The organism is Pseudomonas sp. Sample_21, from assembly GCF_004307525.1.
GTDB classification, from domain to species: domain Bacteria; phylum Pseudomonadota; class Gammaproteobacteria; order Pseudomonadales; family Pseudomonadaceae; genus Aquipseudomonas; species Aquipseudomonas atacamensis.
On the sequence record NZ_RCNZ01000030.1, the window covers coordinates 62021 to 83398 of the forward strand.

At 61.5% G+C, this 21378-nt stretch carries 17 protein-coding genes; 12 read left to right on the forward strand and 5 right to left on the reverse strand.

Going from position 1 to position 21378, the window contains the following annotated elements:
- Positions 1 to 12 precede the first annotated feature (12 nt).
- Positions 13 to 4821, reverse strand: coding sequence for a DUF4329 domain-containing protein (locus D8U71_RS02935; protein WP_130887128.1), 4809 nt, complete (start codon positions 4819 to 4821; stop codon positions 13 to 15).
- Positions 4822 to 5122: 301 nt separating this feature from the next.
- Between D8U71_RS02935 and urtA the strand changes: the two genes are divergently transcribed.
- The 11 genes from urtA to ureC all read left to right on the forward strand — a co-directional run bounded on the left by urtA (position 5123) and on the right by ureC (position 15526).
- Positions 5123 to 6388, forward strand: a complete 1266-nt coding sequence (gene urtA / locus D8U71_RS02940; RefSeq protein WP_016771886.1) for an urea ABC transporter substrate-binding protein — start codon at positions 5123 to 5125, stop codon at positions 6386 to 6388.
- A gap of 215 nt (positions 6389 to 6603) precedes the next feature.
- The gene (gene urtB, locus D8U71_RS02945) at positions 6604 to 8106 is read left to right on the forward strand and encodes an urea ABC transporter permease subunit UrtB (RefSeq protein ID WP_130887129.1); all 1503 of its coding nucleotides are present in this window, start codon (positions 6604 to 6606) and stop codon (positions 8104 to 8106) included.
- Positions 8106 to 9185 (forward strand): urea ABC transporter permease subunit UrtC, encoded by a 1080-nt coding sequence (urtC, locus tag D8U71_RS02950; RefSeq protein ID WP_016771887.1) that lies wholly within the window; start codon positions 8106 to 8108, stop codon positions 9183 to 9185. Before urtB ends, urtC begins: the two co-directional genes overlap by 1 nt.
- A 23-nt stretch (positions 9186 to 9208) precedes the next feature.
- Positions 9209 to 10051 carry an urea ABC transporter ATP-binding protein UrtD gene (gene urtD, locus D8U71_RS02955; RefSeq protein ID WP_172834043.1) on the forward strand — a complete coding sequence of 281 codons (843 nt, stop codon included), beginning with the start codon at positions 9209 to 9211 and terminating at the stop codon, positions 10049 to 10051.
- 135 nt (positions 10052 to 10186) lie between these two features.
- Positions 10187 to 10885 carry an urea ABC transporter ATP-binding subunit UrtE gene (gene urtE / locus D8U71_RS02960; protein WP_016771889.1) on the forward strand — a complete coding sequence of 233 codons (699 nt, stop codon included), beginning with the start codon at positions 10187 to 10189 and terminating at the stop codon, positions 10883 to 10885.
- 44 nt (positions 10886 to 10929) lie between these two features.
- On the forward strand, positions 10930 to 11769 hold the full coding sequence (locus D8U71_RS02965) for an urease accessory protein UreD (RefSeq protein WP_130887130.1): 840 nt from the start codon (positions 10930 to 10932) through the stop codon (positions 11767 to 11769).
- Positions 11770 to 11996: 227 nt separating this feature from the next.
- The gene (ureA, locus tag D8U71_RS02970; RefSeq protein ID WP_003221215.1) at positions 11997 to 12299 is read left to right on the forward strand and encodes an urease subunit gamma; all 303 of its coding nucleotides are present in this window, start codon (positions 11997 to 11999) and stop codon (positions 12297 to 12299) included.
- Between the two features lie 9 nt (positions 12300 to 12308).
- Positions 12309 to 12842, forward strand: a complete 534-nt coding sequence (locus D8U71_RS02975; RefSeq protein ID WP_122707774.1) for a GNAT family N-acetyltransferase — start codon at positions 12309 to 12311, stop codon at positions 12840 to 12842.
- A 5-nt stretch (positions 12843 to 12847) separates the two neighbouring features.
- On the forward strand, positions 12848 to 13384 hold the full coding sequence (locus D8U71_RS02980; protein WP_024011401.1) for a GNAT family N-acetyltransferase: 537 nt from the start codon (positions 12848 to 12850) through the stop codon (positions 13382 to 13384).
- Entirely contained in the window at positions 13381 to 13686 is a 306-nt protein-coding gene (locus D8U71_RS02985) for an urease subunit beta (RefSeq protein WP_024011400.1), read from the forward strand. The genes D8U71_RS02980 and D8U71_RS02985 overlap by 4 nt, the downstream gene beginning before the upstream one ends.
- Positions 13687 to 13825: 139 nt before the next feature.
- Positions 13826 to 15526, forward strand: coding sequence for an urease subunit alpha (gene ureC, locus D8U71_RS02990; protein ID WP_130887131.1), 1701 nt, complete (start codon positions 13826 to 13828; stop codon positions 15524 to 15526).
- A 60-nt stretch (positions 15527 to 15586) separates the two neighbouring features.
- Here ureC and D8U71_RS02995 read toward each other — a convergent pair whose 3' ends face one another.
- The 3 genes from D8U71_RS02995 to D8U71_RS03005 form a co-directional block, all read right to left on the reverse strand.
- Positions 15587 to 16987 carry a hypothetical protein gene (locus D8U71_RS02995; RefSeq protein ID WP_241664192.1) on the reverse strand — a complete coding sequence of 467 codons (1401 nt, stop codon included), beginning with the start codon at positions 16985 to 16987 and terminating at the stop codon, positions 15587 to 15589.
- Between the two features lie 207 nt (positions 16988 to 17194).
- Positions 17195 to 17500: a chaperone modulator CbpM gene (locus D8U71_RS03000; protein WP_016771896.1), complete on the reverse strand. Its 306-nt coding sequence runs from the start codon at positions 17498 to 17500 to the stop codon at positions 17195 to 17197.
- Positions 17501 to 17523: 23 nt separating this feature from the next.
- Positions 17524 to 18468 carry a DnaJ C-terminal domain-containing protein gene (locus tag D8U71_RS03005; protein ID WP_110603615.1) on the reverse strand — a complete coding sequence of 315 codons (945 nt, stop codon included), beginning with the start codon at positions 18466 to 18468 and terminating at the stop codon, positions 17524 to 17526.
- A 290-nt stretch (positions 18469 to 18758) separates the two neighbouring features.
- Here D8U71_RS03005 and D8U71_RS03010 point away from each other — a divergent pair, with 290 nt between their 5' ends.
- On the forward strand, positions 18759 to 20033 hold the full coding sequence (locus D8U71_RS03010; RefSeq protein WP_016771898.1) for an Hsp70 family protein: 1275 nt from the start codon (positions 18759 to 18761) through the stop codon (positions 20031 to 20033).
- 176 nt (positions 20034 to 20209) lie between these two features.
- Here the strand turns inward: D8U71_RS03010 and D8U71_RS03015 are convergent, their stop codons facing one another.
- Entirely contained in the window at positions 20210 to 21223 is a 1014-nt protein-coding gene (locus tag D8U71_RS03015; RefSeq protein WP_016771899.1) for a membrane protein, read from the reverse strand.
- Positions 21224 to 21378 lie beyond the last annotated feature (155 nt).

Consider the following 21378-nt stretch of genomic DNA (forward strand, 5'->3'; position numbering starts at 1 on the left):
TCGGCATTCGAATTACAACTTATCTCTGATTCGCACGGCACCTTCGGCCGCCGGCTGTTGCCGACGGGTTCGCCAACCACTGCCCAGGTGCCCGGTATGGCGCCAATACGCGCCTGCCACCAACACCTGAAATTCGCCCAATTGCAGGAGTCGGGAGACAAATTGCCCAGGCGTGAGGCGGCTGACCCATTGCCCGTTTTCATAAACGACCGAACGGGTCAGCAGCAGATCCCGTTCGGCGTCTGAGTACACTGGCGTGTATTTGAGCAACTCATGGCCGGGCGTGGAGTAGTAATACCCACGAATATCGAAACCTTGGTTTTTCAACTCGTGGGTGTGTGCATACACCAGCGCGGGTTCGGCGAAATTACTGCGGATCTGTTCGTTGTCAGCGACCAGCAAGGTATTGCCCGACAGGCTGAATTGATGACTGGCCACGACGGCATAACCGTCAGGGAAGCGCGGTGCCGGTCGGCGCCAGTCGGTCGCAGGGTCCTCGGCAGTACGGAAAAGACGCAGACGAAGATTCTCCTCGTTGGCGAACCACGCAACAGGCTCCAGCGGGACAAAGCGCTGGCCGGAGTCTTCCCCGAGAACCGCGCCCTCATAGCCGGTCCGAGCGAGTATTTCATTGTCGGTCCGTTGCTGGGCATAGCGGGCAGCATCGTCGGGATGCTGGAAGATCGGTCCCAGCGCCGGAACCGGATGATTTTGCCAGTGGCGCTCACGAGATATCTCGGCCAGACCCGGTTGCCAGCCCTCCTCGACCCGACCACGGCGAGACCAGCAGGCGCTGGTTTCAATGACATGCAGGTCACCGGCTCGCGCCATCCGATTTACGTATTCGACAAGGCTGAAAGTGCCCTTGCTGTTGTTGCGTTCATCATTCGCCGCCTGCTCCATTGACACAAAAGCGTTGGGGCGCAAGTCCACTTGCCCGAACCGGTCGAAGAATGTGCCGGGCTCGAACGCGTGCAGTTGCAGCCTCAGCAGCGCTCCGTCGGCGCAGGAGAAGTAGATCGGCTTGTAACCCTGTGGCGTACTGGCCCGTCGACACGCCTGCTGGACTTCGCTGGGCATGATCAGCACGTGCCGGATATCCGTGGATCGTGCGCCAAGCGGCGGCAGGACGGCGCGCAGATAAATCGAATCCAGCAGAAAGCCTGATGGCAGTCGCCCGTGCTCGAAAATCCGGTCCAGCGCCAGCGCCGACCGTTGTGCAGTCAGCGGCAGACTGGCAAGAAACACACCGCCGGCCGAGCGCAGGATGACACCGAAAGTCTGCATATCGCGGCTCACCGCCAGCTCATGGAGATATCGAGCGGCCGCATCTGCCTGAAGAAATAACGGGCCGCACACCGCCGCAGTAGCGGCTTTGCTGTAATCCGTCACGTTCTGCAGATCGGCGGAGAACGGCACCCAGCGCGATACTTGCCGGGGCAGGCCCCACAGGTCACTGCCGGTGACGACCTGCAAATAACCTGTTCTGGCGAGCGAGTCGATCCAGTCGATCGGTTTCAATTCACCGCTGTAAAGGCGCTGCTTGATGGTCTCGCCATCCAGTGATGCGGGCAGGCTATTGCTTGCCGTCAGGGCAATCGACAGATCGGCGCGCAGACGCTCCCACAACCCAGGCTGATAGCGAATCGTCGCACCGTCCGGCGCGAACAGGTATTCATCCCAGACCACAGGCTTGCGCGTGAATGCCGAGTACAAGGTATCGACCGACAGCATGTTCAAGTAGATCTGTTTGTCGATGGCCGAAAACGCTACCGACAGCTCCCTCGGGACTCTGGAGCGGTAACGCGCAACGATCCGGCAATTTCCTGGAAACAGTCCGGCAGCGCGAGTCTCGTCGGCGATGATCTCGCTACTGTCGAAATTTTCGCGTGTCACTTCAATCGGCAAGGTAGCGACGTAGAGGCCGTCGGAGCGTTTCAGAATGACACCGCCATAGAGCTTGTCGGTGCTTTGCGGCAACAGCGATCGGGCATGCACTGCCGCATCGTCGGCACTGTGAAAAACCGGCCCCAGGGCGCGTCGCTGCAGATTTGCGTAAGGCTGCCAGGTTTTCTTGACCAAACCCGGCCGGTCCCAGCACAGACTCGTACGCAGCACGTCAAGTTGACCACTGTCGACCACGGTGTGCACGAAGTCGGATGGCAACAGCCTTTGCGCAGCGAGATCGTCCTTGAGCGTTTGCAGCGTCGTCTGCGAGCTGTCGTCGTAGAACAACTTGCTGGAGCTGTTGAACACATACCTGAGCAGAGCACCATCACCAGTGGCGATATACAAAGTTCTGTGCCGGCCAGTGGCGACGACCGGGCGCCGCTCGGAGAGATACATGGCAACGGTCAGCGTCTCTGGCGTGACGAAGTAATTCGCGAGCCAGTCCTGGGGATGGCGCAAGGTTTCCCCGATTCGCTGGTGCATGTAATACACGGCATGCAGGTCGAAGCCATCCGGGTACTGATACCAGGGAGCTGTCCTGCTGGAACTGAACACCGACTCCTGACGAAACAGATTAGTGCCGCTATCGCTGACGGGTATCAGCTCGCTGGCGATGTATTCCTCCCGCCCCACGTGCTTGAGAATGAAGCCGAACCAGGTTTTCTTCTCGTCGTGCAAATGCACGTCAGTACTGGATTGACTCAGTGCTGCCTCGTCCGCCGAGGAAAACAACGCACCAAAGAAAATCCTCGCAGGACGCTTCCACGGCATTGTTGTAGCGCCAGGCGCAGGCACTTGCGTTGGCGGATATGGCTGCAAAGAAAGATCTGGCAATGACGGTTTCGGTAACGTCGGCAGCGGCGGCTCAGACTCGCCTGGTTCAGCCACTGACGCTACTGGCAGGCTCCAGTCAGCGCCGATTTGCCCGCGATAGCCCCACAGTGCGTGATCGATCAGATTGAACAAGACGCCGGCCTGCGCCTGTTCACGCACAAAGGCCTGTGGCCGTTCAGTGCCGTTGCGCAGCGCACTGACAAGCTCGCCCGGGTGCTTGCCAGTGCCGAGGCGTCTGGCCAGCTCCCTGGCGACGATGGTGGTGTAGGGCTGGAACCTGATCAGGCTGTCGCCGGCACCAGAGCAATACAGAGCGATCCCGTCGAGCAGGGTCTGCCGCAGCTCGTCAACGTTGAGCATCTGCACATCCAGCAGAGCCTCGGCACGGGTCCAGCGCAGATACCGGATATGCACCGGGTCAAGTTGCGAAAGCGCAACGTGAGCGACATAACGCGCATGCATGGTGTGGTCGTCTGGAAACACCGGCCGACCGTGATTGTCCAGAGGATAAAGCCGCCCCTGGCTGAGCGTATCGATATCCCCGGGCAAGGGTTCGGTCACCACGAAACGCTTGTCGCTACGCTGAAAAACATACCCCGCGTACTGCTGATCACGGCGAATGCCCACGAGCTCATGGGCATGGCGAACCGCATCATCGGCCGCCAGAAAAGCCCGGCTCAATCGCGGCCAGGGGAAATTGGCGAAGGGCTGCCATTGCAGATCCACCGGCCCCAGATGCGCCCACAACGCACTGCCGCGCACGACCTCCAGGGTCCCGGCCAGTACCAGCATCGAAACAAATGCGCGGGTATCCAGTGTGCCGGCCAACAGCCTTGCCTGCACACCATTGTCACTGACCGTGCCGTCCGACTGCGTAACGCTCAGTGCCGCTTCGATCGAATCGCCGCTGAAGCGGTACTTCAACATCGCATGATCCTGCGCCCGCATGTACAGCGACAACGCACGCCCCGCTTGCGCCAGATGTTGGCTGCGGGCATTCGCTTCGATAGCCCAGGCGATCTCCCGGGGCGTGAAGAAGTTCTCGTAGAGCCACGGCTGGCCAGGTGGAAACTGTGCAGGGTCGGGTCGCGAGGCAAAGTAAAAGCCCTCCAGCAAATACCCCTTGGGCAGCTGCAATTGCCCTTGGGCATCAACCGGAAATATTCGCTCAGGATCCCATGCAGCCAGTCCGGCCGGGCGCGCATGGGTGGCGACATACTCCTCGCCAGTCAACTTCTTCAACAGCAGACCCGCTGCGTGCGCGCCTCTGGATTTCAACGCGGCCAGCACGGCGCGTTCGGCATTGACGCAGACACGGGTCATCAGCGGCAGTTCGGTGACCACACCCTTTGAAAACGACGCGCCGGCCTTCCAGTCCGCAGGTACGCGCCCCACCGAGTAGCCCCAGTCGGCATTCGAAACAATGACTTTGAGTTCGCCCACGGTCGCCAGTTTGTTGATCACCGCCATCACGTCATAGGCCCCCGCCGGATGGCCCGACGGCCCGCCGGACTGCTGCCAGAAGAAGTAGTCGCGTTCCTCGGGCGAGCCGCTCGAGACGTATTTGAGCAAGCTGCCATCCGGGCCTGAAAGGTAAGCGCTGCGGAAAAAATCCCGCGCCGACACATCGCCAATGAAATCGCCGCCTGAATAGAAACTCATGAACAGCCGAAGCAGCGTTTCATCCTGACGCCGATTGCCATTGCGGAACTCGGCATGGATCGGCGGATGGCTGTGAACGCTGGCGACGCACCGGTAGCCCAGCGGATGAAGCATGCCGCCAAGGACATCGGTCTGCACAATTGTGCCGAAGTCAAAACCCGTGGCTTGCCCGGCGATGGGTGAAGTGGCGAGCAATTTCCCGTCCGGACGCAGCAGGATCACGCTGCCGTATTCTTTGTCCGGGTTCAGTGGAATCCGCGTGTGCACCCAATAGGCGGCGTCCTCTTCAGTCAGAAAGGCCGGGCTCAGTGGCGGCAGCTTGAACGTTGCTGAAGAACTTGCGGTACGACCGGATCGGCCTGAGACATGACTCATAAAAACCTGCGCTGAGAATCGGGATGAGCGCGTGAGTGTGGGCCGTCGGTTTTCACCTGCTGTGGTACATGTTTATCGTTTCTGTATCCGCATCTGCGCGACAGTTCGCGCCCCAATCTGGCGCAACTGGACGCACCACCGCCCGACTACCGTCCCCTCCTGGTGCACGCCCTCAGCGCGCAAGCGCTCTGGCACGACATTTTCTTGCCTGAACGCGACCGGGCACAGCCTTTGCAAAACACACCTTCAGTCGTCCGCATCTGCCAACCAGAAAAAATCGAATGTTCATGGAGATCGCACAATGAAGCGTCGCAGTTTGATCAAGGCTTTCACACTCACGGCATCCATTGCCGCGATGGGCATGACCTGGACCGTCCAGGCTGCCGAGACCATCAAGGTCGGGATTCTGCATTCGTTGTCCGGGACCATGGCGATCTCCGAAACGTCGCTCAAGGACATGGCGCTGATGACCATCGACGAGATCAACGCCAAGGGCGGCGTGAACGGCAAGATGCTCGAGCCGGTAGTGGTCGATCCCGCTTCCAACTGGCCGCTGTTCGCCGAAAAGGGCCGACAGCTGCTGACCCAGGACAAGGTCGCGGTGGTGTTCGGCTGCTGGACCTCGGTATCGCGTAAATCGGTATTGCCGGTGTTCGAAGAGCTCAACGGTCTGCTGTTCTATCCGGTGCAGTACGAAGGCGAAGAGATGTCGCCGAACGTCTTCTACACCGGCGCCGCGCCGAACCAGCAAGCGATCCCCGCCGTTGAATACCTGATGAGCGAAGAAGGCGGCAGCGCCAAGCGCTACTTCCTGCTCGGCACCGACTACGTCTACCCGCGCACCACCAACAAGATCCTGCGCGCGTTCCTGCACTCCAAAGGCGTGGCCGACAAGGACATCGAAGAGGTCTACACGCCGTTCGGGCACAGCGATTACCAGACCATCGTTGCCAACATCAAAAAGTTCTCCGCCGGCGGCAAGACTGCCGTCATCTCCACCGTCAACGGCGACTCCAACGTACCGTTCTACAAAGAGCTGGCCAACCAGGGCCTGAAGGCCACCGACGTACCGGTGGTGGCGTTCTCGGTCGGCGAAGAAGAACTGCGCGGCATCGACACCAAACCCTTGGTGGGCAACCTCGCGGCGTGGAACTACTTCGAGTCGGTGGAGAATCCTGCGAACAAGAAATTCGTCGCAGACTGGAAAGCCTATGCGAAGAAACACAATCTGCCGGGCGCCGATAAAGCCGTGACCAACGACCCGATGGAGGCCACCTACGTCGGCATCCACATGTGGGCGCAGGCGGTCGAGAAAGCCAAATCCACTGACGTCGACAAAGTGCGCGAAGCACTGGCCGGGCAGACCTTTGCTGCGCCGTCCGGTTACACGTTGACCATGGACAAGACCAATCACCACCTGCACAAGCCAGTGATGATCGGCGAAATCCAGAGCGACGGGCAGTTCAACGTCGTGTGGCAGACCGAAGGCCCGATCCGCGCGCAACCATGGAGCCCGTACATTCAGGGCAACGACAAGAAGCCGGATTATGCGGTGAAGAGCAACTGAGGCGAATTCGGTTTTTGAGGCGAGCATGAGACGTCCCCCTCACCCCAGCCCTCTCCCTCAGGGAGAGGGGGAAAGGGAGCCGATCTTCATGCTCTTCAAACCCTGAGTTCGACTCAAGTTCGCAGGTCGCAGCACATCGTCCAGACACCTCGGTCAGTCCCCTCTCCCTCCGGGAGAGGGTTAGGGTGAGGGGGCGGTTGAACAGGACACCACTAATGCCCACTGCCATACACCGCGTACTTCTAGCCATCGCACTGTTGCTGCCACTCCTGGCCCACGCTGGCGATGCGGAAGACTTCGTCGCGGCCAATCCAATGCAACAGGCCAAACTGCTGGAAGCCTGGGCCGCGCAGCCCGATCCGGCCCGTATCGAATTGCTCAACGCCCTGCAACAAGGCGAGCTGACGATCGACGGCCAAGCGAAAACCCTGCGCCTGAACAATCGCCTGCGGGGTCTGATCGACACCGCGATAGCCAGCCATCAATTGCTCGCCGCCGACGCGAAAATCCGCCTGAGCGCCGCGCAGCAATTGCAAAAAAGCGCGAAACCCGCGCAGCTGAAATTTCTCGACCGGCAACTCGCTGGGGAAAAAGATGAAAGCGTGCATGCCGCCCTGAGCCTGGCGCTGGCCAATCTGCAACTGGTCGACAGCGACCCGGCGGTGCGCCTTGCAGCGGTGCGGTTGCTCGGTGAAACCGGCGATCCGCTGGCACGCACACGTCTTGAAGGCCTGCTTGAACCGGGCGTGGAAAGCGATGCCGGCGTGCGCACCGCCGCTGAAACCAGCCTCGCGCAGGTCAAGCGCAAATTGCTGATCGGCGAAGTCCTCGGCCAAGCCTTCAGCGGCATGTCGCTGGGCTCGATTCTGCTGCTCGCTGCCCTCGGTCTGGCGATCACCTTCGGCCTGCTCGGGGTGATCAACATGGCCCACGGCGAGATGCTCATGCTCGGCGCCTACTCGACCTATGTCGTGCAGCTGATGTTTCAGCGTTACGCGCCGCAGGCCATCGAGTTCTATCCACTGATCGCGCTGCCGGTGGCGTTTTTCGTCACCGCCGCCATTGGCATGGCGCTGGAGCGCACGGTGATTCGCCATCTCTATGGTCGGCCGCTGGAAACCCTGCTCGCGACCTGGGGCATCAGCCTGATGCTGATCCAACTGGTGCGGCTGGTGTTCGGTGCGCAGAACGTTGAAGTGGCCAACCCGGCGTGGCTGTCCGGTGGCATTCAAGTGCTGCCGAACCTGGTGCTGCCGTACAACCGCATCGTCATCATCGCTTTCGCATTGTTCGTGGTGGTGCTGACCTGGCTGCTGCTGAACAAGACCCGCCTCGGCCTCAACGTGCGCGCCGTCACCCAGAACCGCAACATGGCCGCCTGCTGCGGCTTGCCTACCGGGCGCGTCGACATGCTCGCCTTCGGCCTCGGCTCGGGCATCGCCGGATTGGGCGGCGTGGCGCTGAGCCAGATCGGCAACGTCGGTCCCGACCTTGGCCAGAGCTACATCATCGACTCGTTCCTGGTGGTGGTGCTCGGCGGCGTCGGCCAACTGGCCGGTAGCGTGCTCGCGGCGTTTGGCCTGGGCATCGCCAACAAGATTCTCGAACCGCAGATCGGTGCGGTGCTCGGCAAGATCCTGATCCTCGCGCTGATCATTCTGTTCATTCAGAAACGTCCGCAAGGCCTCTTCGCACTGAAAGGACGGGTGATCGACTGATGAACCAGCCTCTGTTAGTCACGGCCACACAAAAGGCCGGGCCGAAAGCCACGCTCGCGGTCGGCGGGGTGATCCTCGCGCTGCTGATCGTTCTGCCGCTGCTCTCGTTGTTGTCGCCAGACAATGCCCTGCACGTCTCGGCCTACACGCTGACCCTGGTAGGCAAAATCCTCTGCTACGCCATCGTTGCTCTGGCGCTGGATCTGGTCTGGGGTTACGCCGGCCTGCTGTCGCTGGGCCACGGTCTGTTCTTCGCCCTCGGCGGGTACGCGATGGGCATGTACCTGATGCGTCAGGCCGCCGGCGATGGCTTGCCAGCGTTCATGACTTTCCTGTCGTGGAGCGAATTGCCGTGGTACTGGACCGGCACCAGCAGCTTTATCTGGGCCATGTGTCTGGTGGTGCTGGCGCCGGGTCTGCTGGCGCTGGTGTTCGGCTTTTTCGCCTTCCGTTCGCGGATCAAGGGCGTGTATTTCTCGATCATGACCCAGGCCCTGACCTTCGCCGGCATGCTCCTGTTTTTCCGCAACGAGACCGGGTTTGGCGGCAACAACGGTTTCACCAATTTCCGCACCATTCTCGGTTTCGGCATCACCGAACCGGGCACCCGCGCGGTGCTGTTTCTGGCCACGGTGTTGTTGCTGGTGGCGAGCCTGTTCATCGGCTGGCGCCTGGCACAAAGCAAGTTCGGCCGAGTGCTGACGGCGTTGCGCGATGCGGAAAACCGTTTGATGTTCTGCGGTTATGATCCGCGCGGTTTCAAGCTGTTCGTCTGGGTGCTGAGTGCGGTGCTGTGCGGTCTCGCCGGAGCGCTGTACGTGCCACAAGTGGGCATCATCAACCCCAGCGAAATGTCGCCGACCAACTCGATCGAAGCGGCGGTGTGGGTCGCCCTTGGCGGGCGCGGCACGCTGATCGGGCCGCTGCTCGGCGCCGGCGTGGTCAACGGCATGAAGAGCTGGTTCACCGTGGCCTTCCCGGAATATTGGCTGTTCTTCCTCGGTGCGCTGTTCATCGTCGTGACGTTGTACCTGCCCAAGGGCGTGATCGGTCTGCTGAAGAAACGAGGTGAACAATGAGAGTCACAGCGAGTGCTGAATTCATGCTGGAGCCGGCGTTTTTCCCCGTGGAACCGAACAAGGACGAAGGCACCAGCCGCGACTCGATCGGCCTCGGCCAGCGCGTCGGCCCGGGCCTCGATACGCGCCACGGCACGATCCTGACCCTGGAAGACATCAGCGTCAGCTTCGATGGCTTCCGTGCCTTGAACAATCTCAACCTGTACATCGGCGTCGGCGAACTGCGCTGCATCATCGGCCCCAACGGCGCGGGCAAGACCACGCTGATGGACGTGATCACCGGCAAGACCCGGCCCAGCCACGGCAAGGCCTGGTTCGGCGAAACCCTGGATCTGACGCAGATGAGCGAAGTGCAGATTGCCCAGTCCGGCATCGGCCGCAAGTTTCAGAAACCGACGGTATTCGAAGCCTTGAGCGTGTTTGAAAACCTGGAGCTGGCGCAGAAGACCGACAAGTCGGTGTGGGCCAGTTTGCGTGCGCGCCTGAGTGGCGAGCAGAAGGATCGCATCAGCGAAGTGCTCGAGACGATTCGCCTGACCACCTCGGTCAATCGCCAGGCCGGGCTGTTGTCCCACGGCCAGAAGCAGTTTCTCGAGATCGGCATGTTGCTGATGCAGGACCCGCAACTGCTCCTGCTCGACGAACCGGTGGCGGGAATGACCGACGCCGAAACCGAGTTCACCGCCGAGCTGTTCAAATCGCTGGCGGGCAAGCATTCGCTGATGGTGGTCGAGCACGACATGGGCTTTGTCGGCTCGATTGCCGACCACGTCACGGTGCTGCATCAGGGCAGCGTGCTGGCCGAGGGCTCGCTTGAGCAGGTGCAGGAAAACGAGCGGGTGATCGAGGTCTACCTCGGCCGCTGAAGACCTAGATCGTTCCCACGCTCTGCGTGGGAATGCCGCCATGGACGCTCTGCGTCCGCCGTTATGTGACGCGGAGCGTCACGGGATGCGTTCCCACGCAGAGCGTGGGAACGATCACCGGGGGAGAATTTGGACATGCTGCAAGTCGACAAGCTGCATCAGTACTACGGCGGTAGCCACATCCTGCGCGGCCTGAGCTTTGACGTGAAGGTCGGCGAAGTGACCTGCCTGCTCGGCCGTAACGGCGTGGGCAAGACCACCCTGCTCAAATGCCTGATGGGCCTGCTGCCGGCCAAGGAAGGTGCGGTGAACTGGGAAGGCAAACCGATCACCACGTTCAAACCGCATCAGCGTGTGCATGCCGGTATCGCCTACGTGCCGCAGGGCCGTGAGATCTTCGGGCGCCTCACGGTAGAAGAAAATCTGCTGATGGGCCTGTCGCGCTTTCCAGGCTCAGAAGCCAAAGAAGTTCCAGGTTTCATCTACGAACTGTTCCCGGTGCTGCTACAAATGAAGCAGCGCCGTGGCGGCGATCTGTCCGGTGGTCAGCAACAGCAACTGGCGATCGGCCGCGCATTGGCCAGCCGCCCGCGCCTGCTGATTCTTGATGAGCCGACCGAAGGCATTCAACCGTCGGTGATCAAGGAAATCGGCGCGGTGATCAAGCAGCTCGCGGCGCGCGGTGACATGGCGATTCTGCTGGTCGAGCAGTTCTACGATTTCGCCGCCGAACTGGCCGATCAATACCTGGTGATGTCGCGGGGCGAGATCGTCCAGCAGGGTCGCGGTGAAAATATGGAGGCCGAAGGTGTACGCGGGCTGGTCACGATCTAACGCGCCGGTCTAATCTGTAGCTTCCTAACGATAATCACAAAACCATGAATTCGATTGTTGCACCTGCCCTGTTTACCCCGAGCTGGCATGCCGAGCTGGAACTGGCTTACGCGCGCTTCGGCGATTGCACGCGCCCGGTCATGCGCCGTCACCTCGGCCCGCTGCGCGTGCAAAAGCATCTGTACGCCGAAGGCCCCGAGGTCTGCCAGCACATCATCGTCCACCCACCGGGCGGAATTGCCGGTGGTGATCGGCTGGACATCAGCGCGCGCGTCGAACACAACGCCTGGGCACAGATCACCAGCCCCGGCGCCGCCAAGTGGTATCGCGCGGGCGGGCCGGCTTATCAGCAGCTCGACTTGCAAGTCGCTGCCGGCGCGACCCTGGAATGGCTGCCGCAGGAAACCATCGTCTACAGCGCCGCGCAGGCCGAGTTGGCCACAACGATCGAGCTTGAAGGCGATGCGCGGCTGTTCTACTGGGACGTGGTGGCGCTCGGTCGTCCGGCCAGCGGCGAGCGTTTTGACCTCGGGCATTTTCAGGCGCACCTGGATATCCGCCGCAATGGTCAGTTGCTCTGGCACGAACGGCAGCGCATTGTCGGTGCGGACGGTTTACTCGACTCGCCGATCGGCCTGGATGGCAATCCGGTGTTCGCAACGATGCTGGTGACCGGTGAGATTGACGCCGAGTTGCTGGAGCGCTGCCGCTCGCTGGGGCACGAAGTGCGTGGAGACTTGACTCAGTTGCCAGGGTTGCTGGTGGCGCGGTGTCTGGCCAGTGAGGCGTTGCTCGCTCGCGCCTGGCTGATTGATTTATGGCGACTGCTAAGGCCTGTGCTGCTGGGCCGCGAAGCTATCGCGCCAAGAATATGGAGCACCTGAAACCCCGACCCTCACCCCCCGCCCTCTCCCGGAGGGAGAGGGAGCCTGACCGAGTCGTCTGAAATGAATTTATCTGCCTGAACGAATATTGCTGACTGAATTGGCCATTGAAACCAACCAAGATCAGTTCCCTCTCCCTCGGGAGAGGGCTAGGGTGAGGGGCTGCTCCAACTGGCACCCCACACTTCTCGAGAGCCACCCGAATCTGCCCTGATGGAACCCGAACCATGGACCTGACCCCACGCGAAAAAGACAAGCTGCTGATCTTCACCGCCGGCCTCGTCGCCGAGCGGCGGCTGGCCCGTGGCGTGAAACTCAACTACCCGGAAGCCATGGCCTACATCTCCGCCGCGCTGCTCGAAGGTGCCCGCGACGGCCAGACCGTGGCCGAGCTGATGCATTACGGCACCACCCTGCTCAGCCGCGAACAAGTGATGGAAGGCATCCCGGAAATGATCCCGGAAATCCAGGTCGAGGCGACGTTCCCCGACGGCACCAAACTGGTCACCGTTCACCAGCCGATCGTCTGAGGCCGCGCCATGACTTACAGCATTCGCGATGCGAGCCGGGCCGACCTGCCGGCGATCCGCGACATCTACAACGACGCCGTGCTCAACACCACGGCGATCTGGAACGAACAAGCGGTCGACCTCGGCAATCGCCAGGCATGGTTCGACGCGCGTCAGTTGCAGGCGTACCCGATTCTGGTGATCGTCGACCATGAAAACGCAGTACTGGGTTACGCCTCGTTCGGCGACTGGCGGCCGTTCGACGGTTTCCGCCACACCGTCGAGCACTCGGTGTACGTGCGCAGCGATCAACGCGGCAACGGCCTCGGCCCGCAACTGATGACGGCGCTGATCGAACGCGCCCGCACTTGCGGCAAGCACGTCATGGTCGCCGCCATCGAAAGCGGCAACGCTGCCTCGATCCGCCTGCACGAGCGTGCCGGTTTCAGCATCACCGGACAGATGCCGCAAGTGGGCACCAAGTTCGGCCGCTGGCTCGATCTGACCTTCATGCAGTTGACCCTCAATCCCGGCGCACAGCCGCCGGGTGCCCACAAGGAGTGATGTCGATGAACGCCGCCCAGTTGCGCCGCGTCAACGCTGAGAGCTTTGCCCACTATCGCCAGGGCCTGGTCGATCTGCTGCTCGACGCCGTCGGTTACGGCGCCAGCGTCGGCTTCATGGCCGACCTCGATGCCGCGCAGGCGCGCGCGTATTTCGATGAGGTGCAGGACAACATCAACAAGGGCAGCACGCTGCTCTGGGTGGTGGTGAAGGACGAGCAGGTGCTGGCCAGCGTGCAACTGGGCCTGTGCCAGAAGGCCAATGGTCTGAACCGCGCCGAAGTGCAGAAACTGCTGGTGCGCGAACACGCGCGGCGCCGTGGCCTCGGCCAGCAACTGATGCAGGCGCTGGAACTCGAAGCGCCCAAGCACAAGCGCGGCATGCTCTATCTCGACACCGAGGCCGGCTCGCCGGCAGAAGATTTCTACAAGGCGCTGGGCTATGTGCGCGCCGGCGAAATACCCGATTACGCCTGCGACCCCAACGGCACCTATCGCCCGACCGCTCTCTATTACAAAGTCCTGCAAGGAGCCCAGCGATGATTCCTGGCCAATACCAGATCCAGCCCGGCGACATCGAACTCAACGTCGGCCGCCGCACCGTGAGCCTGAAAGTCGCCAACAGCGGCGACCGGCCGATTCAGGTCGGCTCGCACTTTCACTTTTTCGAAACCAACGACGCGCTGACCTTCGACCGTGCCGCCAGTCGCGGCATGCGCCTGAACATCCCCGCCGGCACCGCCGTGCGCTTCGAGCCGGGGCAAAGCCGTGAAGTCGAGCTGGTGGATTACGCCGGGCATCGCCGGGTGTTCGGCTTTGCCGGCCGCATCATGGGTGATCTCTAAACAACACGGTGCCCGCTCTGGCCCCTTCGCGAGCAGACTCGCTCCCACATGAGAACGCGATCAAATGTGGGAGCGAGCCTGCTCGCGAAAGCGAGTAATGCGAGCGATTTCAGACCCAATTGAATCTCAAGGCATGCCCATGAAAATCTCCAGACAAGCCTACACCGACATGTTCGGCCCCACCGTCGGCGACAAGGTGCGCCTGGCCGATACCGAGCTGTGGATCGAAGTCGAAAAGGACTTCACCACCTACGGCGAGGAAGTGAAGTTCGGTGGTGGCAAAGTCATCCGCGACGGCCAGGGCCAGAGCCAGTTGCTCGCCGCCGAAGTGGTCGACACGCTGATCACCAACGCGCTGATCATCGACCACTGGGGCATCGTCAAGGCCGACGTCGGCCTCAAGGACGGGCGCATCGCTGCGATCGGCAAGGCCGGCAACCCCGACGTGCAGCCCAACGTGACCATCGCCATCGGCGCCGGCACCGAAGTGATTGCCGGCGAAGGCATGATCCTCACCGCTGGCGGCATCGACACGCATATCCACTTCATCTGCCCGCAGCAGATCGAAGAAGCGTTGATGAGCGGCGTCACCACCATGATCGGCGGCGGCACCGGTCCCGCTACCGGCACCAACGCCACCACCTGCACCTCCGGCCCGTGGCATCTGGCGCGTATGCTCCAGGCCGCCGATGCCTTCCCGATGAACATCGGCCTCACCGGCAAAGGCAACGCCAGCCTGCCGGAGCCGTTGATCGAACAGGTCAAGGCCGGCGCCATCGGCCTCAAGCTGCACGAAGACTGGGGCACCACCCCGGCGAGCATCGACAACTGCCTCAACGTCGCCGACCAGTACGACGTGCAGGTAGCGATCCACACCGACACCCTCAACGAATCCGGCTTCGTCGAAACCACCCTTGGCGCATTCAAGGGCCGCACCATCCACACCTATCACACCGAAGGTGCCGGTGGCGGCCACGCGCCGGACATCATCAAGGCCTGCGGTTTCCCCAACGTGCTGCCGAGTTCGACCAACCCGACCCGGCCGTTCACCCGCAACACCATCGACGAACACCTCGACATGCTGATGGTCTGCCACCACCTCGACCCGAGCATTGCCGAAGACGTCGCCTTCGCCGAAAGCCGTATCCGCCGCGAAACCATTGCCGCTGAAGACATCCTCCACGACCTCGGCGCGTTCTCGATGATCAGCTCCGACAGTCAGGCCATGGGCCGCGTCGGTGAAGTCATCACGCGCACCTGGCAGACCGCAGACAAGATGAAAAAACAGCGCGGCCCACTGCCCCAGGACGGCGAGGGCAACGACAACTTCCGCGCCAAGCGTTACATCGCCAAGTACACCATCAACCCGGCGATCACCCACGGCATCAGCCATGAAGTCGGTTCGATCGAAGTCGGCAAGTGGGCCGATCTGGTGCTGTGGCGCCCGGCGTTCTTTGGTGTGAAGCCGACGCTGATTCTCAAGGGTGGCGCGATTGCCGCGAGCCTGATGGGCGATGCCAACGCCTCGATTCCGACGCCGCAACCGGTGCACTACCGCCCGATGTTCGCCAGCTACGGTGGCTCGCTGCACGCCACCAGCCTGACCTTTATCAGCCAGGCGGCGCAGGAGGCCGGATTGCCAGAGGCCTTGGGATTGAAGAAGCAGATCGCTGTAGTGAAGGGCTGCCGCGACGTGCAGAAAACCGACCTCATCCACAACGACTATCTGCCGAACATCGATGTCGATCCGCAGACCTATCAGGTCAAGGCCGATGGCGTGTTGCTGTGGTGCGAACCGGCGGAAACGCTGCCGATGGCGCAGCGCTATTTTCTGTTTTGATCAGGGGGCGCGCTGAATACGGACTCGCTGGTTCGTATTCAGCAGCTATCGCTCAGGCGATCACGGAAACAACTTCGCGATGTCCGCGTCGCTGTAGTTGTAATTGATGCGTAACTCGGTTCCTGCCGGAATATCTTCGGTAGCGAAGATGGCGTTGAGAATGAAGTCGCGGGTGACCAGTTCCTTGCCTATCAACTGTTGCGCTTCAACATCGAATGGCACGAATTCGACGTTATAACCATCCGTGGCCTGGCGAACCGGTTTGCCCGTTGCGTTGTACCAGAAATGCGTATTGATCCTGGAGATGATCGTGTCACCGACCATCGCCAGCTGGACGGGGATCAGATATCCAGGTCCCGGCTGGTAACGCACGCCGACCTTCATGGTGTATGACTGCTGGGGGAGCGGCACAAGACGTCCTGGCATGATGGCGCCAGCATAGACGCCGACCACCTCGCCTCGGCTGATGCGCCGGTTGGCAACCACCATGGACTGGCCGACCAGGGCCCGCTCACCGGGCGCACGCATGTCGGCCTCGGTGAACAATCGCCATTGCAGCTTTTCTTCATACAGCCGCGCGACATGCTCGTAGGCGCCAAACTTGATGTACGGCTTGATCTGCTCGGAGGTGTATCGGCCGCCGTCTTCGAAACGCACGAGGGTCTGGAGCTTCTTTATGCGGATAGGCGTGCCGGCGATGTCCCGGAATGGATATTTGCCGTTATTGGCTCGGTCGTAGACCCCGGGCCGATTGCTGAGAAACGAAAAGCGCGTTTCGCTGCGCATTGCACTCAACTCGTCAGCAGTGAAAGGTTTGACGGGCATCGACTCGGACGCCAGATAGAAATGTTCATCTGCCGCATCGACATCGTCGGGCAGCTCTTCAAGGGCTGACTCATAGTCTTCATCACTCTGCCGCGCCGCCCTGCGGCTTTTACCCGGTACAACGGCGGCGTCCGGCGATGCGCTGAAATCCTCCAGCGAGTACCAGTGCTTGTTCAACGGATCATAGGCAAGCACTGGACCGGACGGCTGCAGCTCGCTGGACAGCCGGGCCCGATGCAGACCGGTCTCGGCATCGACGCCGATCAGCACCGTACCGCCGCCCTGCAAGTCCACGTATTGGCGCCCCTTGAATAGGCGAAACCCGTCAACGTCCGCTTGCGGTAGAGGGGCTGTCGAGGCGATCAGGTAACGCTCCAGCGCGGAGGCTGCGACCGTTGGGACGGAACCCGAGGTAGACGGCGTCGGATGGACTTGCACGCTGTGCGGCATGGCTGCAATTTCCATTTGCTGCGTGCTGCTGCCGGGTTCGCTGGTATCGGGCGGGGTCTTGCGAATGAACGGACCGGGGGTCAGGTGCGGCGACTCGATACCGTGCGTGGCGGAATCCCGGGATGTGCGTCCAGGGGTGGTGATATCGACTGCGCCCGGCTTGGGCGGCTTGGGTCTGACTGGCATTGACAGGCTTCCTTGCAAAGATTGCACAGCGCTGGCCAGTCTGGCTGGCTGGCGCTACGACCGTCGGCATCCATTGCCAACATGTGCCCGGGAAACTATCAGACCATCCAGCCGGTTCATACCGGGTGAAACACTCGCAAACACTAACCCGGCACAAGCGGGCCGACTCGCGATGAGGCCGAAACAGACCTCATCGCCTCAAACAACTTATTCGACCACCAGCCGCCCCAACCGTTGACGCAACATGCGGTTCTCGGCGCGCAACTGCTTCACCTCATCCAGCAGATCCAGCGCCAGCGCCACGCCTTCCCACTCCAGTTCCAGATCACGGCGCAGCTTCGCCGCGCGCTTGGCCAAGGCCAATTCGTAGTCGGTGAAGCGCCATTCCCGGGGCTGCGCGCCCTGAGGTTCGAGGATGCCGTGCTCGACGATTTCGATCACGTAGACGTCCGACAAATCGGCCGCCTCACAGAATTCTGCCAGGTCCAGTTGAACGATCAGGGGGCTGCTCATGATGGGCTACTCCGTCGTCGGGTTCAGAAGTTCTCTCGCGGATTGAAGGCGGCTTTCTTCGCCAGTTCCTGCCACAGCGCCTTGACCTCCTCGTCGGAGGCTTTCGGCATCACGGCCTTGAGCTGCACGAACAGATAACCGCGTTCGCCGGCCTTGTTCAGCAGGCCATGGCCCTTGGCGCGCATGCGCTGGCCGTTCTGGCTGCCGGCCGGAACCTTGAGGTTGATCTTGCCGGTCAGGGTCGGCACGGCCACTTCAGTGCCCAATGCCAATTCCCACGGAGCCAGGGGCAAGGTGATGATCAGGTTTTCGCCTTCGACATCGAATTTCGGGTGCGGCGCGAACCGAATGGTCAGGTACAGGTCGCCATTCGCCCCGCCACCGATACCCGGTGCGCCCTGGCCCTTCAGGCGAATCCGCTCGCCGTCGGTGACGCCGGCCGGAATCTTCACGTTCAGGCTCTTGCTGGTGTTGCTGACATGCTGGCCGTGCGCATTGTATTGCGGCACCTGAAAGGTGACTTTCTTCGATTCGTTCGACAGGGTTTCTTCGAGGAAGACCGGCAGTTCCATTTCCACGTCTTGCCCTCGGCGTCCGCGTGATTGGCGGCTCTCGGCGCCACCGAAACCGGGGCCGCGATTGCCGAAGATCGAACTGAAGAAGTCCGAGAAGTCGCCCGTGTCGCCACCGCCACCGCCGAAGCCGCCACGGCTCTGCCAGCCCGGCGGGCCCTGAAACGGCTGACCGTGCTGGCCATAACGGCGCAGTTCGTCGTATTCGGCGCGTTTGTCGGCGCTTTTCAGCGCTTCATAGGCTTCCGAGGCGTCCTTGAACTTGGCCTCGGCGTCTTTTTCCTTGCTGACATCGGGGTGGTATTTGCGCGCCAGCTTGCGATAGGCCGCCTTGATGGCCTTGTCGTCGGCTGTCGGCTCCACGCCGAGTATCTTGTAATAGTCTTTGAAGTCCATGGAAGGATCACCATCCGTTATCGATTTCGCGCCGAGACCAGCATGCGCCGATTGGCACGTGCCGGGTTGACCGATCTCAAGTTTGTGACCGGGTGGCGCCGCAGAAGTTTATCGGCAGTGGACGACGGTTCTTGCGACCGCCGGTGTGTCTGCCGGCCCATGCCAGCAAGTTTGGGGCGAAGCGGCGCTTTTCAAGCTGTCTGCCGGCGAAATAGCGGATGACCGGCCTTCGAATCTGCCGCGCACTGGCATACACTGCGCGGCCGTTTTTTCACCGGAATCCGAAAGACATGAAAGACGCCTCTCCAGCCCGTGCCTGCGGCATCGACTTCGGCACGTCCAACTCCACCGTCGGCTGGCTGCGCCCCGGCATGGACACCATGATCGCGCTGGAAGACGACAAGATCACCCTGCCGTCGGTGGTCTTCTTCAACATCGAGGAGCGTCGCCCGGTCTACGGTCGCCTGGCCCTGCATGAGTATCTGGAAGGCTACGAAGGCCGGCTGATGCGCTCGTTGAAAAGCCTGCTCGGCTCCAAGCTGATCAAGCACGACACCAGCGTCCTCGGCACGGCGATGCCGTTCAAGGACCTGCTCGGGCTGTTCATCGGCCAGCTCAAGAGCCGCGCCGAAACCGCCGCCGGTCGGGAATTCGAGCAAGTGGTGCTGGGTCGTCCGGTGTTCTTCGTCGACGACGATCCGCTGGCTGACCAGGAGGCCGAAGACACCCTGGTCGAAGTGGCGCGCAAAATCGGTTTCAAAGATGTGTCGTTCCAGTACGAGCCGATCGCGGCAGCGTTCGACTACGAGTCGACCATCGAGAAAGAAGAGCTGGTACTGATCGTCGACATCGGCGGTGGTACCTCCGACTTCTCGCTGGTGCGCCTGTCGCCCGAGCGTCGTGGTCTCGACAACCGTCACGATGACATCCTCGCCACCGGCGGCGTGCACATCGGTGGTACCGACTTCGACAAACAGCTCAGCCTGCAAGGCCTGATGCCGCTGTTCGGCTACGGCAGCCGCATGAAGAGCGGCGCCTACATGCCGACCAGCCACCACATGAACCTGGCGACCTGGCACACGATCAACTCGGTGTACTCGCAGAAATCCACGCTGGCGCTGGGCAGCATGCGCTACGACATCGAAGACACCGGCGGCATCGATCGCCTGTTCAAGCTGATCGAACAGCGCGCCGGGCACTGGCTGGCGATGGAAGTGGAGGAAACCAAGATCCAGCTGACCCACGCCGACAGCCGTCATGTGCCGCTTGACCGCATCGAAGCCGGGCTGAGCGTCGAGCTGAGTCGCGCGTTGTTCGAATCGGCGATCGAGGCCTTGCTGGAGCGTGTGCGTGGCAGCGTTACGCAGTTGTTGAATGACGCTGGCGTGGCGGTCGATCAGGTCGACACGGTGTTCTTCACTGGTGGTTCCAGCGGCATCCCGGCCCTGCGCAACAGCGTCTCGGCGATGCTGCCGAACGCGCGGCATGTCGAAGGCAACATCTTCGGCAGCATTGGTAGCGGTTTGGCGATTGAAGCGATGAAGCGCTACGGTTCGATGGCCTGATCACAATCTGTGGCGAAGAGCCTTTGTGGCGAGGGGATTTATCCTGTGGCGAGGGGATTTATCCCCGTTGGGCCGCGAAGCGGCCCCGCTCCTGAGCTTGAAAGCAGGGGCCTGCTGCGCAGGCCAACGGGGATAAATCCCCTCGCCACAGATGCATTCAATTCAGTTGCCAGGCCTTAGACCATCCCGCCCAGCTTCAACTCACTCTTCAGATACGCGTAATAAATCGGCCCCGCCACCACCCCCGGCAAACCGAACGCGGCTTCGAACACCAGCATCGCCAGAAGCAACTCCCACGACTTGGCACTGATCTGCCCACCAACGATGCGCGCGTTGAGAAAGTATTCGAGCTTGTGGATAACGATCAGGTAGCCCAGCGCGGCGATCGCCACCCAGATCGACAGCGACAGGCCGACGATGGTGATCAGCGTATTCGACATCAGGTTGCCGATCACCGGCAGCAGGCCGAGCAGGAAGGTCAGCACGATCAGGGTTTTGGTCAGCGGCAGCTTGATGCCGAACATCGGCAGGATCACAGCGAGGAAGATCCCGGTGAACACGGTGTTGAGCAGGGAAATCTTGATCTGCGCGAAGACAATATTGCGAAACGCCTGCACCAGCAGATGCAAACGGTCGAACAAAGCGGCGGCCAACGGCTTGCGCTTGGTCACGTCGGGGATGCGCTGCAGGGCGATGATCGCGCCGAGCACCATGCCGATCAGCAGGGTGACGAACATGTGCGCAGCGTCCTTGCCGACCAGTTGCAGGTCGGCCAGATGCTTGCTCGCCCACTCGCCGATCGCCACGCGAAATTCCGCCGCGCTGGCCGGCAGGTAAGCGTCGATGAACGGCGGCAACTGTCCGCGCGCGCGATCGACCACGCCCATGAATTTATCGAGCGAGGCGCCGGGGTTTTCCGCTTCATGCAGGAGGAAACTGATGGCGCCGGCGAAGATCAGCGCCAGCGCACTTACTACCAGCGTGCCGAGCAGCGCCACCGCCAACCAGCGCGCACGCCGCCCTTCGATCAGCCGTTGCAGTTGCGGGGTGAGCATGTTCACCAGCTCGAACACCAGCAACCCGGCCAGCAGGCTCGGCAGCAGGCGCAGCGGCAGCACCAGCAGCAAACCGCCAAAAATGATGATGCAACTGACCCAGAACACAACATGACGCTGAGAAAACGTTGGCATACAGCCTCAAAACGAACGGCGTGAAAGGATGGGCAGTCTGCCAGCGATCCGGGGTTAGCACTAGGGATATGCGGGGCGTGGGATTGGCGGTGTATTCACCGACGCTTTCGCGAGCAGGCTCGCTCCCACAGGGGAATGCATTTCAAATGTGGGAG

Excerpts from the sequence above, each read along its gene's own strand:
- D8U71_RS02935 (WP_130887128.1), bottom strand. The coding sequence starts at position 4,821 with ATGAGTCATGTCTCAGGCCGATCCGGTCGTACCGCAAGTTCTTCAGCA.
- urtA (WP_016771886.1), top strand. The coding sequence starts at position 5,123 with ATGAAGCGTCGCAGTTTGATCAAGGCTTTCACACTCACGGCATCCATT.
- urtB (WP_130887129.1), top strand. The coding sequence starts at position 6,604 with ATGCCCACTGCCATACACCGCGTACTTCTAGCCATCGCACTGTTGCTG.
- urtC (WP_016771887.1), top strand. The coding sequence starts at position 8,106 with ATGAACCAGCCTCTGTTAGTCACGGCCACACAAAAGGCCGGGCCGAAA.
- urtD (WP_172834043.1), top strand. The coding sequence starts at position 9,209 with ATGCTGGAGCCGGCGTTTTTCCCCGTGGAACCGAACAAGGACGAAGGC.
- urtE (WP_016771889.1), top strand. The coding sequence starts at position 10,187 with ATGCTGCAAGTCGACAAGCTGCATCAGTACTACGGCGGTAGCCACATC.
- D8U71_RS02965 (WP_130887130.1), top strand. The coding sequence starts at position 10,930 with ATGAATTCGATTGTTGCACCTGCCCTGTTTACCCCGAGCTGGCATGCC.
- ureA (WP_003221215.1), top strand. The coding sequence starts at position 11,997 with ATGGACCTGACCCCACGCGAAAAAGACAAGCTGCTGATCTTCACCGCC.
- D8U71_RS02975 (WP_122707774.1), top strand. The coding sequence starts at position 12,309 with ATGACTTACAGCATTCGCGATGCGAGCCGGGCCGACCTGCCGGCGATC.
- D8U71_RS02980 (WP_024011401.1), top strand. The coding sequence starts at position 12,848 with ATGAACGCCGCCCAGTTGCGCCGCGTCAACGCTGAGAGCTTTGCCCAC.
- D8U71_RS02985 (WP_024011400.1), top strand. The coding sequence starts at position 13,381 with ATGATTCCTGGCCAATACCAGATCCAGCCCGGCGACATCGAACTCAAC.
- ureC (WP_130887131.1), top strand. The coding sequence starts at position 13,826 with ATGAAAATCTCCAGACAAGCCTACACCGACATGTTCGGCCCCACCGTC.
- D8U71_RS02995 (WP_241664192.1), bottom strand. The coding sequence starts at position 16,987 with ATGCCAGTCAGACCCAAGCCGCCCAAGCCGGGCGCAGTCGATATCACC.
- D8U71_RS03000 (WP_016771896.1), bottom strand. The coding sequence starts at position 17,500 with ATGAGCAGCCCCCTGATCGTTCAACTGGACCTGGCAGAATTCTGTGAG.
- D8U71_RS03005 (WP_110603615.1), bottom strand. The coding sequence starts at position 18,468 with ATGGACTTCAAAGACTATTACAAGATACTCGGCGTGGAGCCGACAGCC.
- D8U71_RS03010 (WP_016771898.1), top strand. The coding sequence starts at position 18,759 with ATGAAAGACGCCTCTCCAGCCCGTGCCTGCGGCATCGACTTCGGCACG.
- D8U71_RS03015 (WP_016771899.1), bottom strand. The coding sequence starts at position 21,223 with ATGCCAACGTTTTCTCAGCGTCATGTTGTGTTCTGGGTCAGTTGCATC.